The following is a 16,051-nucleotide window of genomic DNA, read 5'->3' on the forward strand; positions in this document are numbered from 1 at the left end:
ATGCGCGATTGATTAAAAAGGGTAGCCTCGGCTACCCTTTTTCTTTTTTAGCAAAACACATCTTTGGTCTGAAGCCGGACCGCCCAGGATTGGTAGCCATTCATGTCTCTTGAAATCGTCATTCTCGCCGCAGGCCAGGGCACCCGCATGCGTTCGGCCCTGCCCAAGGTGCTGCACCCGGTCGCGGGCAATTCCATGCTTGGGCATGTTATCCACAGCGCTCGTCAATTGGACCCGCAACGTATCCACGTGGTGATCGGCCACGGTGCTGATGTGGTGCGCGAGCGCCTGGCGGCGGATGACCTGAATTTCGTATTGCAGGACAAACAACTGGGCACCGGCCACGCCACCGCGCAAGCTGTGCCGTTCATTACCGCCGACACCGTGCTGATCCTCTACGGCGACGTGCCGCTGATCGAAGTGGAAACCCTGCAGCGTCTGCTCAAGCATGTGGTGCCAGGCCAGATGGGCCTGCTCACCGTTGAGCTGGATGACCCCACCGGCTACGGGCGCATCGTGCGCGGTGCCGACGGCAAGGTCGCAGCGATCGTCGAGCACAAGGACGCCAGTGAAGCCCAGCGGGCTATCACCGAAGGCAACACCGGCATCCTTGCGGTGCCTGCCAATAAGCTCGCCGACTGGATGAGCCGCCTGTCCAACAACAACGCCCAGGGCGAGTACTACCTCACCGACGTGATCGAGATGGCCGTGAGTGATGGCCTGCTGGTCGCCACCGAACAGCCCCACGACCCGATGGAAGTGCAGGGCGCCAATGATCGCAAGCAGCTTGCAGAACTCGAGCGTCACTACCAACTGCGTGAAGGCCGCCGGCTGATGGCCCAGGGCGTGACCCTGCGCGACCCTGCACGTTTTGACGTACGCGGTGAGGTCACCGTGGGCCGGGATGTGCTGATCGACATCAACGTGATCCTCGAAGGCCGCGTGATCATCGAAGACGACGTGGTCATCGGCCCGAACTGCGTGATCAAGGACAGCACCCTGCGCAAGGGCGTGGTGATCAAGGCCAACAGCCATATCGACGGCGCCGTAATGGGCGAGGGCAGCGATGCCGGTCCGTTTGCGCGGTTGCGTCCGGGCACTGTGATGGGCGCCAGGGCGCACGTCGGCAATTTCGTCGAACTGAAAAACGCACGCATGGGCGACGATGCAAAGGCCGGCCACCTGGCTTACCTGGGGGATGCGGTTATCGGTGCGCGCAGCAACATCGGCGCTGGCGCAATCACCTGCAACTACGACGGTGCCAACAAGTACCAGACCACCATTGGCGAGGACGTATTCATCGGCTCGAATAATTCGCTGATTGCACCTGTGACGATCGGCGATGGTTCGAACACTGCCGCGGGCTCAACCATCAACCAGGATGTGGATAAGTCCCAACTTGCCGTGGCCCGTGCACGCCAACGCAATATCGACGGCTGGAAACGCCCGGTCAAAATCAAAAAGACCTGAGTTATCCACAGCCTCATCAGCAGCGTTATCCAGAGGTGGGAGGGGGCTTGCCCCCGATGGCGGATTTTCAGTCAATGTTTCAGTCGACTGATCTACTGCAATCGGGGGCAAGCCCCCTCCCACATTTGTGTGTGTTGCTTGAAAAATCTGTTTCCGACGCTTGACGATATCTTCCCAATAGGTTTTGATTGCCTTCGTTATCTTTCGAAACGAAACTTATAATCACCATGTCGAAACGAAATACACCCCAACGACGCCACAACATCCTGACCTTGCTCAACGAACAGGGCGAAGTCAGCGTGGACGAATTGGCCAAGCGTTTCGAAACCTCGGAAGTCACGATCCGCAAGGACTTGGCCGCGCTCGAAAGTAACGGCCTGTTGCTGCGTCGCTACGGTGGCGCGATCACCATGCCTCAGGAACTGGTGGGCGACCCCGCCCAACCGGTCTCGGCCTACAAACGTGCGATCGCCCGTGCTGCGGTGATGCGTTTGCGTGAACACGCCCGCATCATCATCGACAGCGGCAGCACCACCGCCGCCATGATCCCGGAACTGGGCCACCAGCCCGGCCTGGTGGTCATGACCAACTCCCTGCACGTGGCCAGTGCCTTGAGCGAACTGGAGCACGAACCGGTGCTGTTGATGACCGGTGGCACCTGGGACCCGCATTCGGACTCGTTTCAGGGCCAGGTCGCCGAGCAGGTGTTGCGTTCCTACGACTTTGATCAACTGTTCATCGGCGCCGACGGCATCGATCTGCAGCGTGGCACCACCACCTTCAACGAATTACTGGGCCTGAGCCGTGTGATGGCCGAGGTCGCCCGTGAAGTGGTGGTGATGGTCGAATCCGACAAGATCGGCCGCAAGATTCCCAACCTGGAACTGCCCTGGAGCAGCGTCCATACCCTTATTACCGATGATCGCCTGCCGCTTGAGGCCCGCGACCAGATCCAAGCCCGCGGCATTACGCTGATATGCGCGGCAATCATCTAGGAGAAGCACCATGTGTGGAATTGTTGGCGCAGTCGCCGAACGTAACGTTACTGCCATCCTGCTCGAAGGCCTCAAGCGCCTGGAATACCGCGGCTACGACAGCGCGGGTGTGGCCGTCTTCACCAACGCCGGCAAGCTTGAGCGCATGCGCCGCCCAGGCAAGGTCAGCGAGTTGGAGCAGGCGTTGGCCGGCGAGCCGCTGGTAGGTCGCCTGGGGATTGCCCACACCCGCTGGGCCACCCACGGCGCACCGTGCGAGCGCAACGCCCACCCGCACTTCTCCGGTGACTTGGCCGTGGTGCACAACGGCATCATCGAAAACCACGAAGTGCTGCGCGAACAACTCAAGAGCATGGGCTACGTGTTCACCTCGGACACCGACACCGAAGTCATCGCCCACCTGCTCAACCACAAGCTCAAAGACCACAGCGACCTGACCGCCGCCCTCAAGGCCACGGTCAAGGAACTGCACGGCGCCTATGGTCTGGCCGTGGTCAGCGCCAGCCAACCGGACCGCGTGGTTGCCGCCCGCAGTGGCAGCCCGCTGGTGATCGGCCTGGGCCTGGGCGAGAACTTCCTCGCCTCCGACCAACTGGCCCTGCGCCAGGTGACCGACCGCTTCATGTACCTGGAGGAGGGCGATATTGCCGACATTCGCCGTGAAAGCGTGGCGATCTGGGACGTGAACGGTAATTCCGTCGAACGCGAAGCCGTGCAATACCGCGACGGTGCCGAGGCCGCCGACAAAGGCGAGTTCCGCCACTTCATGCTCAAGGAAATCCACGAACAACCGGCCGTGGTGCAGCGCACCCTGGAAGGCCGCCTTGGCGACAAGCAAGTGCTGGTCAACGCCTTTGGCCCGCAAGCCGCCGAGCTGTTCGCCAAAGTGCGTAATGTGCAGATCGTGGCCTGCGGCACCAGCTACCACGCCGGCATGGTTGCCCGTTACTGGCTGGAAGAACTGGCCGGCATCCCGTGCCAGGTCGAAGTCGCCAGTGAGTTCCGCTACCGCAAGGTGGTGGTGCAGCCCGACACGCTGTTCGTGACCATCTCCCAGTCCGGCGAAACCGCCGACACCCTGGCCGCGCTGCGCAACGCCAAGGAGCTGGGCTTCCTCGCCAGCCTGGCGATCTGCAACGTCAGCATCAGCTCCCTGGTGCGTGAGTCCGACCTGACCCTGCTGACCCAAGCCGGTCGCGAAATCGGCGTGGCGTCCACCAAAGCCTTCACCACCCAGTTGGTCGGCCTGTTGCTGCTGACCCTGTCCCTGGGCCAGGTTCGCGGCACCTTGGCTGCCGGCGTCGAAGCCACCCTGGTGGAAGAACTGCGCCGCCTGCCGACCCGCCTGGGCGAAGCCTTGGCCATGGACAGCACCGTGGAAAAAGTCGCCGAGTTGTTTGCCGACAAGAACCACACCCTGTTCCTCGGCCGTGGCGCGCAGTACCCGGTGGCGATGGAAGGCTCGCTGAAACTCAAGGAAATTTCGTACATCCACGCCGAAGCCTACCCGGCCGGTGAGCTCAAGCACGGCCCGTTGGCCCTGGTGGACGACGACATGCCGGTGGTCACCGTCGCGCCGAACAACGAACTGCTGGAGAAGCTCAAGTCCAACCTGCAGGAAGTCCGCGCCCGTGGCGGCCAACTGATCGTGTTCGCCGACGAAAAAGCCGGCATGACCAACGGCGAAGGCACCCACGTCATTAACATGCCGCACATCCACGACACCCTGTCGCCGATCCTCTACACCATCCCGCTGCAACTGCTGTCGTACTACGTCGCCGTGCTCAAAGGCACCGACGTTGACCAGCCGCGCAACCTGGCGAAGTCGGTGACGGTGGAGTAATCCGCTTCACCCTGGAGGCCCGCCCGGGTCTCCAGGTCCCCGCGAAAGGACGCGCCTTCGATGAACCCCCCCTCGCAAATCCACGAGCGTTTGCACAACCGCCGATTCACCGTCGCCAATAACACCCACGGGCTATCCGGCGCGGGAACGGTGTTTCATTACCTTGTTGAGGGAGATGCCATTTCCAGTACCTACCAAGGCGGTCGCATCCGCCTGGGTACGCAGGTCGGCCGCGTCACAGGCCCGGACGCTATCGAGCTGCTGTATCAGTGCCTGACGCTGGAAGGTGAGCTGCTGGCCGGCTGGTCGCGGGGCATCATCGGTGTCGATGCTGCCGGGCGTACCACGCTGAGTTTCGTGTGGGGTTGGTTGTCGGGGGCGACGGGAGGTGGGGAGTCGAATTACGTGGAGCTGGTTGTATAGGTCAAAAAGAATCAGAAAAAAAATCAGAAAAATGTTTAGCAGATAGTTGTATAAAAATTTGGATTTATCCCGCTACTATTGGACCTTAAAGGAAAAAAGATTCGAAAAAAAATCGGAAAATGGTGAGGAAAATGACGCAGAAGTTCATGTCCGGAAATCACTGGTTGGAACCTGTCTGGCCATCGCCGGGTTTCCCTGCGTCGATTTTACGTACGGCAGAGACGCTATCGTTTCGTGCCGGAAAACTCACGGGTTTGCTCCCCGAAAACACCGCTATTCGCATCGGCGGCCTGATGCGGATCACCAATAGTTACTACAGCAACCTGATTGAAGGCCAATTCACCGAGCCTGCTACGTTATCTACGCGAGTACCCAGGCGTGACTCCAAACAACTGCGTGAGCTGGCCGAAAGTCACATCGGCGTTCAGGCGTTACTGGAGCGAACAGTACGTCGGCCGAAATCATTTGACGCGCCTTGGAGCGTGTTCTTTGCGCCTGAATTCATTTCTGTCATTCATCGCCGCCTTTTTACAGGTGCCAGCGACGACGACTTGCGGCTGAGTGATGGGCGCTTAATGGTGCCGGGTCAATTGCGTGATAGTGCACAACGCAATGTCTTGGTGGGTGATCATGCAGCGCCTGCCTGGGAATCCGTCGCCCCCATGCTCACCCGCCTTCAACAGGTATATGGGGGGCAACCTGATCTGACGTCGCGAATTCTCAGCGCTCTTGCTTATCACCATCGTCTTGCGTTTATTCACCCATTTGAAGATGGCAATGGCCGAGTCGTGCGCATGATTACGCACTTGCAGTTGATGCGCCTTGGGCTAGCGTCCCCACTTTGGTCACTTTCTCGGGGGCTGGCACGAAAACAGGATGAGTACTATGGACGCTTGCGTGCAGCGGATCAGCCGCGTCGCGGTGATCTCGACGGTCGTGGTCAGCTGACTCAAGGTGGGTTGTTCGAATTTGTAGAGTTCATGCTGCAAGTCTGCATTGATCAGATGGAGTATGTAGAACAAGCGATGGGCCTGGTAAGTCTGCGTCAGCGGCTTGAGAGAGTGATTGGGCTTGAGGAGCGATTCATTGGGGCTGGAGTGAAGCCGGAAATGGCCAAGGCCATCCATATCCTGCTAACTCAAGGTGAGATTGCCCGAGCGGACTTCAAAATCTTTTCTGGGCTGCATGATCGCGTAGCAAGTGATCAGCTTAAAAAGTTAATTGATTTGGGCGTGGTTGAAGCGCCATCTGCCAAGTCACGCTCGATTTTTCCCGGCCTACCCGTATGGTTCGCGCAGATGATATTCCCTGATCTTCATCGGCGCTTTTACTGAGCCAGGGGTCAGAGGCGGCTTATCACGGTACAAACTCCACCCTCAACCCCCGACTCGCACTGCGTCCCTGATCATCACTGACCCGCAACCGATACTCCCCCGACTTGCCCGGCCGCCAGTTCAATGTGGCTTGCGGCGGGCCCTGGCCGATCAAGGTTTGATCAGCAAACCAGTACAGCGTCGCCGCATCGCTGGCCGCATTCGCGTTCAATGGGATGCTTTCCTGGGGTTGGGACAGGCGCAACTGATAACTCACTTGAGTCAGCGGTGAGCGGATCTGCGGGGCTTCGCTCTGGTCGCTGATGCGGTTGGGCTGGCAGTTTTTCATCACGTTGGGTGGCGTGCGGCGGGGCAGGCCGGCGGCGCGGTACAGGCGTTGGATGTCGCTGGGCCAGAATTCGAAGACTTCCTCGCGGGTGTATTGCGCTTCGAACGGCGGGCACGCGGCCTTGCCGGTGCGGGTGTCGATCAGTACCGGGCGGTGCAGGTTGGACACGCGAATCGGCGAGATACCGGGGATGTACCAGGTCTTGCGGGTTTGCGGGCACCAGCGGTTGGGCAACTCGCCCGAGGCGGCGCAGACGTCGATGCGCACCAGGCCGGCGGGTGGTTTGTCGGCCTTGATCACGACGTTGGGCAAGGCCAGGGGCAGGGCGTCGGCGATACGGAAGAACAGCGGCGCGGCGGTCTTGGCACCGATAAACGCCGGGTTGGGGCGACCATCGAAGTTGCCCACCCACACCACCAGCACGTAGGGGCCGACCAGGCCCGCGCTCCACGCATCATGGAACCCCCAGGACGTGCCGGTTTTCCAGGCGGTGCGCCAGTGCCGCGCGGGCAGGCCATCCGGTCGCGGGTTACGGCGCAGCATGTCACGCACCATAAAGGCCGCCTGCGGGGTGAGGAGCTGCGGGCCGGTGGCCTGGGGCTGCTCCTGCAGATAGCGCAACGGCCGCAGATGGCCGTCGCCCGCCAGCATCACGTACAGCCGCGCCAGTTCCTCGGGTGTCATCTCACCGCCACCGAGGGCCAGGGCCAGGCCGTAATGGCTTTCACCGCGCAGGCCCTTGATCCCGGCGCGTTGCAGCAACCCATACAACGACGGCGACTTCACCTGGCTGGCCAGCCACACCGCCGGGATATTCCGGCTACGGATCAACGCATCCCGTGCGGTCAGAGGCCCGACAAAACTGCCGTCGAAATTTTCCGGCTGGAAGTAGCCGAAGTTACTGGGCAAATCCTTGAGGATACTCATGGGGTGGATCACCCCTTGATCCAGCGCCAGCCCGTAGAGAAACGGCTTGAGGGTCGACCCCGGCGAGCGGCGTGACAACACGCCGTTGACCTGGCCGTGGATGCCTGTGGATAAGTAGTCTGCCGAGCCCACCAGCGACTTGACGCTTTGGTCGCGGCTGTCGATCAGGATGGCCGTGGCATTTTCCACACCGGTGCTGCGCCGCTCGGCGATAAAGCCGCTGATCAGGCGTTCTAGCAGTTGCTGCAGGGGCAGGTTGAGGGTGCTGTTGAGTTCGTTGCCGGGCTGGGAGGCCAACAGCTGCTCGCTCAGATGCGGCGCCAGAAACGGGATCTGCTGGCGGTTGCGGGCTTCCAGGGGCAGCTCGAGCAAACTGGCGTTACGCGGGTCTTGTGGATACGTTTCGCGCCAGTCATTCATCAAGCGCAGTCGCGCGTTTTGCAGCGACGGCCCGAAGCGCGCGCGCCGCCCCGGCTGCTGGGGAATCACCGCCAGCGCCAAGGCTTCGGACAACGACAACTGCGCCGCTGCCTTGCCGAAGTAGATGCGACTGGCCGCTTCGGCGCCTTCGATATTGCCGCCCATGGGCGCCAGGTTCAGGTATGCCTCGAGGATGTCGTGCTTGCTGTAGCGCGCTTCCAGCCACAAGGCCAACGCCATCTGCTGCAATTTGCCGGGTACCTGGCGGGTGTTGAGATCCCACAGGCGCCGTGCCAGTTGCATGCTCAAGGTCGAGCCGCCCTGGCGTTGGCCGCCGCTGTAGGTGGCCAGGGCCGCGCGCAGCAACGCCGGGGGATTGATCCCCGGGTGCCAATAGAAATTGCGGTCTTCCTTGAGCAGCAAGGTCTCCACCAGTGACGGCGAGATGCGCTCCAGTGGCAGCCATAAACGGTATTGGCCGTCATCCGCCAGGGTCATGCGCAGCAGCGAACCGTCATCGGCCAGCACCACCCGTGACGACGTCACAGCCTGTTCCAGCGGAGCGTGGGGCCACAGCCGCAGCCCCGCCAGCACCAGCGCCGCTGCCAGCAGCGGCGCCAGGCGTTTAAGGCTTGGTAATTTCAAGCTGGCCTACTTTGCCGCGCCCTTGCAGGGTGGTTTCGTACATGCCTTCGGCGTAGGCCGGTGGTGTATTGAACGTGCCGGCGTTGGTGGCGCGCACGCGATAGACGAAGGTGCCTACGTCGCGCAGTGCCGTGCCGTACAACACCACCCGATCATCACGCACATCCACATAGTCCGGCTGCCAGTTGCTCAGCTCGGTTTCGCCGATGGGCGCTTGCCAGGCATCGGCTTCTTGTTCGTTTTCTTCTACGTATTCCGACGCTTCGCCTTCACTGTCCTCGCTGCTGGCGGCTTCCGGCTCCGGCGGCAAGTTATACACAGGCTCGACGCCACCGGGCAGCAGGTCGACCACGGCCACTTGCTGCACCTGGTCACGGTCGGTGGCACGCAGGCGCAAGCGCACCAGGAACTCATCGCCCACCGCCACTGTGCTCACCGGGTCGCCTTTGAGGTCGAGGTATTCGTGGATGATCTCCAGCCCGTTGTTGATCGGCTTGAGCTTGGCACCCTTGTCGAAACCGGCTTCGCTGAGCATGTAGAACGCCGCCGGGCCGTCGGATTTTTCCATCAGCAGTTTTTGCGTGGCGCCCGGTACCGCCGCGCGCGGTGGCTGGCCGGCCATTTCCAGCAGTTGTTGCTGCTTGTCGCCCAACCAGGCAGTGGCCTTGAGGGTCATATCGCTTTGCGCGCGCTGGCCGTAGTTGTCCAAGGCACGCAGTAACAGCGCCGCCGACAGCGAGTTGTAGCGCTGTTCGTTGAGGCGCTTGCCGAGTTTATCCAGCAGGGCGGTAGGAACATCGTCCAGCAACTCGGGGAAATGGCGAGCGAGCAGATGCAGGTGCTCGGCATCGTGGACCAGCGGGTCGTAATACAGGCCGTCGCTGTCCCACTTATCCACAAGCGAACGCCAAGGGATCTTGCGGAACAAGGTGTCGGCCTGGCGATCCTGCTTGAGCAGTTTGTAGCTGGCCGCCAGGTAGGCGGCGCCCAGGTCGTTCTGCCAGCTGTCCTTGAAGTAGCTCTCGTAACGCTCGCGGATATCGCTCAAGGCGCCGCTCACCAGAATCCCCTGACGACTCAACAGGTAACTGGCGTAGGCACGGTTGCGCAATTCAGACAGGCCTTCGCTCGGGCCGTTGGCCAGGTCCGTCAGATAGCTGTTGGCGCGCACCAGCAGGTCTTCCGGCACCGGTAGCCCGCGCTCCTTGGCTTCGATCAGGAAATCGGTGGCGTACAGGCTGGCGTAGGGCGCCACATCCGGGTTGGCGGCCCACAAACCAAAGCCGCCGGCCTGGTTCTGGCGCTGGCGCAACATGCGCACCGCGCTGCTGAAGGCCTGTTCTGCCTCGGGTGCGGTACCGCCCCAGATCAACGCCGGCATCGCCTTGGACACCAGTTGTTCGGTGCAGGCATAACCGTAGTCATCCAGGTAATGCTTGAGACCGTTGGCCCATACCAGCGGCGAGGCGGCCACACCCAGTTGCACGTCACGCAACTGGCTGAACAGTTCACGGGTGGGCTTGAGCTCTTTGCTGGCGCTGTCGAAACGACCCAGGCTGAGGGCCACGCGATGCTCGCTCAGAGGGCGAATCGAAGTGGTTTCCGCCACCTGGATCCGCTTGCCATCCGGCAACACGGCGACAAAGCGCAAATCCGCCGAACCGAGGGTTTCGCCGACCTTGATCTTGAACTCGGCGGTGCCCTCCTTGCGCGGTTGCAGGGACAAGGTGCTGGCTTTGTCGCCCTGCACCACCAGGCCGGCGCTGGTCTGCACTTCAAACTTCACGTTCGCCGCCGCCTCGAGGTTGCTGAATACCCCGGCGCTGACGTTGAACACATCACCCGGCGCCACGAAGGCTGGCACGTTCGGCGTGATGACGATCGGGCCACGGACCTCGGTATTGGCCTCGCTGACGCCCACGCTGTCGGCGTCCACAGCCACCGCGAACAGGTGCAGCTTGCCGTTGAAGCTGTCCGGCACCTGGTAATGCAGCACGGTTTCACCGGCGGGCAAGTCCACCAGCCCGGACCACCAGGCCACTGGCGGCTGGTGTTTACGCTTGAACGGGTTGAGGTGGTTGGCCAGGGCGCCTTCCGTATCGCCACCGGGCGCCGCCCCACTGAGCAGGCGGCTGAATTCCGGCAGGATCAGGTCAAGGATCTGACTGGTGCCGACTTCCAGCGCACGTTTCTGGAAGAAGAAGCCCAGCGGGTCCGGCGTCTGGTAGCGGGCTACCTGCAGGATGCCTTCGTCCACTGCATACACCACCGCGCGGCCCGGGCGGTCGGCGTTGACCTTGATGTCCAGCGTCTGCCCCGGCTCGATTTTCGTCGGGCCCTCGACCTTCAGCGCCATGCGCCGCGCATCCAGGTTGATGCTGAACGGCACCACCCCGTAGGACAGCGGGCTCATGTAGACCTCGGACGAGCCGATGTCGCGCACAAACTGCACGTTGACGTAGGCATTGCCCTCAAGCCCTGCAGGCACGCGGATATGTTGCACGCTGTTGGTACTGTCGGCCTTGAACCACTGCTGGGTGTAGACCTTGTCCCGCTCGATGGTGATCAGCCCCGCACCGGTGTAAGGCGCGCGGATGCTGATCGCGATCTCATCGCCGGTGGCGTAGCTGCGTTTATCCAGGCGCAGTTGCAGCTCGGCGTTGCGTTCCAGGGAGCGCGAGGTATTCCCGCGTCCGGCCACGCTGTAGTCGATCTGGTTGAGCAGGTTGCCGTTGACGTCCTTCACTTGCAGGGTGAAATCCCCTGGGATGGCGGTGTTCAGGGCCTGCCTGGCGCCGTCCTTGGTCATCACCAGCGGCGAGGCCGGCTGGCTGATGTTCTTGATGCGCGACTCGTACTTGTAGGTGCCGTTGGACTGTTTCACCAGTACCGACACGTAGCGGTGCTCGACCACTTCGCTGGTCAGGCCGTCCACCGCCAACGGGGTGAGGTCTGGCGCGACGGCCAGCCATTGCACCTGGCGCGGGGCATCCTTGGCGACGTACGACAGCGAGTCCTGACTTTTCACACCCACAAGGTAGGGCGCGGACGACACCAGCAATGCACTTTGCGCCGCCACGTTACGGCCCCCTTCGGCCTCGAACACCTGGGTCATCACTTGCAAGCGATAGGTGCTGTTGGCGAAGCGTTGCAGGTTGAGGTCGAGTACGGCCTGGCCGTTGTCGTCGACGGTGGTTTCGGCCAGGTCTTCGGTGCTGGCCTCTTCCAGGGAATCGTTGAGGCGGAAACGGTAGTCGGGGTAACGCTCGAATGCCGCGAGCGTCGGGCTCAGGGACATCTTCGCGGTGACGCGACGGCCGGCCGCCGGGGCGCCGAACAGGTGCATCGCGGTGACCTTGGCCACCACCTGGTCCGGTGGAATCCAGCCCTGTACCGGGGTGTCGTGCAGGCTCAGGCTGACCTTCATGCGGTCCGGTTCGAAATCGCGGACCTTGAAGCTGACACTGCCGAGGTCGGTGCGGGTCTGTTTCTGGCCAATCAACTGCAAGGTCGCGGTGTAGTCACCGGCGGGGGCGACTTCGCTGCTGGGGAAATCAAAGGTTTCAAAACCGCTGGCGGACAGCTTCAGCGGCTGGCGAATCACTTCAAGGCCGCGCGGGTCGGTGATCTGCAGCTCCACGGGCAGGCCTTGCAGGGCACCTTTCCAGTTGCCGCTGCGCACGATCATGCCCAGGTGCGCGGTCTCGCCAGGGCGGTAGAGGCCACGGTCGGTGAACAGGTAGGCGCTGAGGCGATCAATCGCACCGTCTTCTTCCAAACCGCCTACGTCGAAGCGCGACAAATCCAGCTGCTGGGACTGACGGGCGATCGGCAGGAACGACTGGTCATTGCCGCGGGTGACCACATACATCAGCGGCGTTTTCTCACGGCGCAGTTCATCCAGCTTGGCGAAATGCACGTGGCCTTCGCCGTCGGTGTGGCCGCTGCTCACGGGCAGACCGTTGCGGCCAATGATGTCGACCTGGGCGTCGGACACCGGCGAACCGTTGCCGATGGATTGCACATACACGTCATGGCTGCCATCGCTGGAGCGCTTGGCGATGATGCCGAGGTCGGTGACCACGATAAAGCGCAGGTCAGAGGTGGTGCTGCGCGAATAGTCGAACGTGCGCTCCGCCGGCTCATCCTGAGGGCTGAGCTTGAGCACGAAAATGCCGCGACGGCCTCCGTTGGCGGTGAGGTAGTGGCTCAGATCGACGTTGTCATACACGGTTTTCGCCGGGTCCGAGGACGACAGCGCAATATCCAGGGACTGGCGTTCAACCATGCGGTCGAAATACTCGTTGCCGAAATTGGGCCGGGCAAAGCTGCCGCTGCTCTGGTCCACCAGGTGCTGCAATTGGTTGGGCAGCAAGCGCGCGATTTCCACATGGGCGCCAGGTACACCACGGGCCATGAAACCCAGGCGTTTTTCGCCATTGAGGCTGAGCAACGCGCCGTCGGAGAGGAACTGCAAGGTGCGCGGATAAGCCGGCATGCTGATCAGCGAGGCTGTCGGGTTTTTCGCCAGGTAGCCACCGATGGCTTCCAGGTTGGCGGGCACGCGCACATACAGCGCACGGCCGGCCGGGGCCTTGAACTTGAAGGCATGCAGGGTATTCAGTGGTTCGACGCTGGGCACGTGGGTCAGCGTGACTTTGGTACTGCGGGCCAGCAGGGCATCGTCGATGTCGTTGCTGTTATAGGGACGGGTGTCGTCCTGGGCCTTTTCCGGCAACAGCCAGGCCTGGACCTTACCGGCAATGGTCTCATCGGCCACGGCACTGGAGCTGCTGAACATCAGCACCGGCTCAGGCTCGCCGCGCTCGTTATCCACAAAGCTCACTTCGGCGCCGGTAAAGGTCAGGCGATAGCGGCCGGGCACGGTGACTTCCGCCACCAGCGGCGCGGTGCTGGCGTTGCCGCCGTCGCGGGCCTTGATGCCTTCATCCAGCTTGGCGCTGACCGGCGTGCTTTCCAGCGGTGTGGCCAGGGCGGCGGAGCGTACGTAGGCGTTCAGCCTGGTCTCGTCGAAGCTGATGTCCGGGCGGTTGGGCAACTGGGCGTCGCGGTAGGCCAGGCCTTTGCCGAGGGTGACCGAAACGCGCTTGCGCAGGCTGTCTTCATCGACCGGGTGGGAAAAATGGAAGGTCGCCACCAGTTGTTTCAGCGTCGGGTTCGACGGGTCTTGATACAACTCGTTGTGTGTCAGGGTGGCGCGGAACGGCTGGGTGGAGAACTGGCTGCTGTACTGGCTGAGCAGTACGCCATCGGCCAGCAAACCTTTCCTGGCCAGATCAAGGGTGTAACCCGCTTCGATAGGCCAGTCTTTCTCCGGCACGAACAGCAGCGTGCGGTCATCGGACCAACGCCAGGTACCGGCCACGCCAGGTTTGAGGGTGATGCCTTCGGTGACCGGCTTGCCAATGGCGGCCAGCGGGGCCACCGATTCGGCAAAACGCACTTGCAAGTTATCCACAACCGGCGGTTGCTGGGTGTAGTCAGTCAGGTTGGGTTTGTGCAGCGAATAGCCCACGGTGTGGGGCTGCGGCAGGTTGGAGTACCAGTGCCAGCCATAGAAGCCAGCGGCCGCCAACAGCACCAGGCCCAATATGCCGGCACCCGCCTGGCGCGGATAAGCGCGGGCTTTGTTGCCCATGTTCGCCAGGCCACGGCCGATGGCGCGCAGCCACAGCGGCGGATGCCATTGGCCGAAAACGGCCCCCACCACAGTCAAAAACACACCGACAACACGACGGCTGATGGCTTTGAGCGAATCGAACATGGTGAGCATCCCTGGCTAAGTGCGGCGTATCTTACACGCGTCTTTGATACAAAAGATGACACCGATACGCCGCACGGCGGGGATGTTTACCGAGTCAGCGGGGCCCCATGCATTCCAGCGAGCGGTCGACCATCACTTTGGCCATTTCCATGAGGTGTCCGGCGGCTTTGGGCGAGTCGCGCAACTGTTCGGCACAGTGGAGCAGGTCTGAGGCGTAGACCAGTGCGTCTTCGAAGCTGATTTCGGGGTGGGGGATGAAAAAGGGATGGGGCGGACCGGGTTTTACTTTGCTCATTGCGGTAACTCCAATGTAGGGAATTGGAGCTGCCACGAGTCGCGACTAAACGATGGGGTGGCAGCTGTACGCAGGTTAGTCGACCGGAACATTGGGAACCCGGCGCACCCGAAGGTGCCCTGCGCACAGCCACCATAAAGCGTTGGCAGAAAAAAACGCCATGCTTGAGATGGCGCTTGTGCGCCCAATGTAAATCTTTCCCGAGCGACTAAACCCGGTCACTGAATTGGCAGTGACGAACGCAGACTAGCCACCGAAAAGGCAGGGCACAAGCGGCTGGGATTCTCTCGGAAATGTCCTGCGAAATAAAGAGAAGCGAGAGGTAGGAGCAGCGCTTTCAGACTTTGCTTAAGCCTCGAAAACACCAGAAACCAATGTGGGAGGGGGCTTGCCCTAATGCCAGTCAGTTAAGGAGGAACACTGTAACTGTGGTGAGCGGGCTTGCCCCGCGTTGGGCTGCGCAGCAGCCCCAAAACACAGCCCCGGACCTGCCTGGCACACTGCAGCGCTCTTATTGGGGCTGCTGCGCAGCCCAACGCGGGGCAAGCCCGCTCGCCACAGGTTACTGTTTGCCCGTTCTATCTCTTAACTGATCGGCATTGGGGCAAGCCCCCTCCCACAGTTTGATCTTCATTGGGCTTGAGAGGGGAGGGTCAGGTCCACCAGTAACGTACGAGGTGGAAGAAGATGGGCGCGGCGAAGCACACCGAATCCAAACGATCCAGCATCCCGCCGTGCCCTTCGATCATATGCCCCCAGTCCTTCACCCCCCGGTCGCGCTTGATCGCCGACATCACGATGCCGCCGGCGAAGCCGAGCAGGTTGATCAGCAGTGCGATCAGGAACGACTGCCACGGGTTGAACGGCGTGGTCCACCACAGCGCCGCACCGATCAGGGAGGACAACAGAATCCCGCCGACAAAGCCTTCCACGGTTTTCGACGGCGACAGGTTGGGCGCGATCTTGTGTTTGCCGAACAGCTTGCCGCACACGTACTGCAGCACGTCCGAGAGTTGCACCACGATCACCAGGTACGCGATCAGCAGCAGGTTGCGGCCTTCGTAGCCGGGGATGTCGAGGGTCAGCAGGGCGGGCACGAACGACACGCAGAACACCGCGATCATCAGCCCCCATTGCACCTTGGAGGCACGTTCGAGGAAGTGCGTGGTGTCGCCGCCCAGGGAGGCCAGGATCGGCAGCAGCAGGAACACGTACACCGGGATAAAGATCGAGAACAGCCCGTACCAGTCCGAGTAGATCAGCAGGTATTGCAACGGCAATGCCAGGTAGAACGCTGCCACCAGGGCCGGGTAGTCGCTGCGCCGGGTCGGCGTGAGGGTCAGGAATTCGCGCAGGGCGTAGAACGACACCGCGTAGAACAGCAGGATCACCGCACCGGTGCCGAGCCAGAAGGCGATACCGATGACCACCACCATCACCCACCAGGCGTTGATGCGGGCGTTGAGGTTGTCGATCACCGCATTGGGGGTGCCACGGGTGCGCAGTTTGAGGATCAGGCCGATCAGCGAAGCGAGCACCAGGATCGCGCCGATGCCGCCGAATAACATCAGGGTTTGGCTATCCAT

Annotated in this window: 9 protein-coding genes; 5 read left to right on the forward strand and 4 right to left on the reverse strand. The window is 61.8% G+C overall.

Annotation, left to right across the window (positions count from 1 at the left end; translation table 11 throughout):
* Nucleotides 1–102 precede the first annotated feature (102 nt).
* From glmU to BM416_RS11500, 5 genes are all read left to right on the forward strand, one after another.
* Nucleotides 103–1,470: a bifunctional UDP-N-acetylglucosamine diphosphorylase/glucosamine-1-phosphate N-acetyltransferase GlmU gene (gene glmU, locus BM416_RS11480; RefSeq protein ID WP_092488139.1), complete on the forward strand. Its 1,368-nt coding sequence runs from the start codon at nt 103–105 to the stop codon at nt 1,468–1,470.
* Between the two features lie 227 nt (nt 1,471–1,697).
* Nucleotides 1,698–2,465: a DeoR/GlpR family DNA-binding transcription regulator gene (locus BM416_RS11485; protein WP_027608178.1), complete on the forward strand. Its 768-nt coding sequence runs from the start codon at nt 1,698–1,700 to the stop codon at nt 2,463–2,465.
* A gap of 10 nt (nt 2,466–2,475) precedes the next feature.
* The gene (gene glmS / locus BM416_RS11490; protein WP_027608179.1) at nt 2,476–4,308 is read left to right on the forward strand and encodes a glutamine--fructose-6-phosphate transaminase (isomerizing); all 1,833 of its coding nucleotides are present in this window, start codon (nt 2,476–2,478) and stop codon (nt 4,306–4,308) included.
* Nucleotides 4,309–4,368: 60 nt separating this feature from the next.
* Complete coding sequence (locus BM416_RS11495) at nt 4,369–4,731, forward strand: avidin-fold protein (RefSeq protein WP_092488140.1); 363 nt, start codon at nt 4,369–4,371, stop codon at nt 4,729–4,731.
* Nucleotides 4,732–4,862: 131 nt separating this feature from the next.
* A complete protein-coding gene (locus BM416_RS11500; RefSeq protein ID WP_256577495.1) occupies nt 4,863–6,065 on the forward strand; it encodes a Fic family protein in 1,203 nt (400 codons plus the stop codon).
* 22 nt (nt 6,066–6,087) lie between these two features.
* On the opposite strand, the gene pbpC is transcribed toward BM416_RS11500, so the two are convergent.
* The 4 genes from pbpC to BM416_RS11520 form a co-directional block, all read right to left on the reverse strand.
* Nucleotides 6,088–8,385: a penicillin-binding protein 1C gene (pbpC, locus tag BM416_RS11505; protein WP_092488141.1), complete on the reverse strand. Its 2,298-nt coding sequence runs from the start codon at nt 8,383–8,385 to the stop codon at nt 6,088–6,090.
* Complete coding sequence (locus BM416_RS11510) at nt 8,366–14,170, reverse strand: alpha-2-macroglobulin (RefSeq protein ID WP_092488142.1); 5,805 nt, start codon at nt 14,168–14,170, stop codon at nt 8,366–8,368. Before BM416_RS11510 ends, pbpC begins: the two co-directional genes overlap by 20 nt.
* 94 nt (nt 14,171–14,264) lie before the next feature.
* Nucleotides 14,265–14,465 (reverse strand): DUF3077 domain-containing protein, encoded by a 201-nt coding sequence (locus BM416_RS11515; protein WP_065937920.1) that lies wholly within the window; start codon nt 14,463–14,465, stop codon nt 14,265–14,267.
* Between the two features lie 653 nt (nt 14,466–15,118).
* Entirely contained in the window at nt 15,119–16,051 is a 933-nt protein-coding gene (locus BM416_RS11520) for a phosphatidate cytidylyltransferase (protein WP_032885177.1), read from the reverse strand.

It is taken from the genome of Pseudomonas sp. NFACC42-2 (genome assembly GCF_900116055.1).
GTDB classification, from domain to species: Bacteria; Pseudomonadota; Gammaproteobacteria; order Pseudomonadales; family Pseudomonadaceae; genus Aquipseudomonas; species Aquipseudomonas marginalis.

Excerpts from the sequence above, each read along its gene's own strand:
- glmU (WP_092488139.1), top strand. The coding sequence starts at position 103 with ATGTCTCTTGAAATCGTCATTCTCGCCGCAGGCCAGGGCACCCGCATG.
- BM416_RS11485 (WP_027608178.1), top strand. The coding sequence starts at position 1,698 with ATGTCGAAACGAAATACACCCCAACGACGCCACAACATCCTGACCTTG.
- glmS (WP_027608179.1), top strand. The coding sequence starts at position 2,476 with ATGTGTGGAATTGTTGGCGCAGTCGCCGAACGTAACGTTACTGCCATC.
- BM416_RS11495 (WP_092488140.1), top strand. The coding sequence starts at position 4,369 with ATGAACCCCCCCTCGCAAATCCACGAGCGTTTGCACAACCGCCGATTC.
- BM416_RS11500 (WP_256577495.1), top strand. The coding sequence starts at position 4,863 with ATGACGCAGAAGTTCATGTCCGGAAATCACTGGTTGGAACCTGTCTGG.
- BM416_RS11510 (WP_092488142.1), bottom strand. The coding sequence starts at position 14,170 with ATGTTCGATTCGCTCAAAGCCATCAGCCGTCGTGTTGTCGGTGTGTTT.
- BM416_RS11515 (WP_065937920.1), bottom strand. The coding sequence starts at position 14,465 with ATGAGCAAAGTAAAACCCGGTCCGCCCCATCCCTTTTTCATCCCCCAC.
- BM416_RS11520 (WP_032885177.1), bottom strand. The coding sequence starts at position 16,051 with ATGGATAGCCAAACCCTGATGTTATTCGGCGGCATCGGCGCGATCCTG.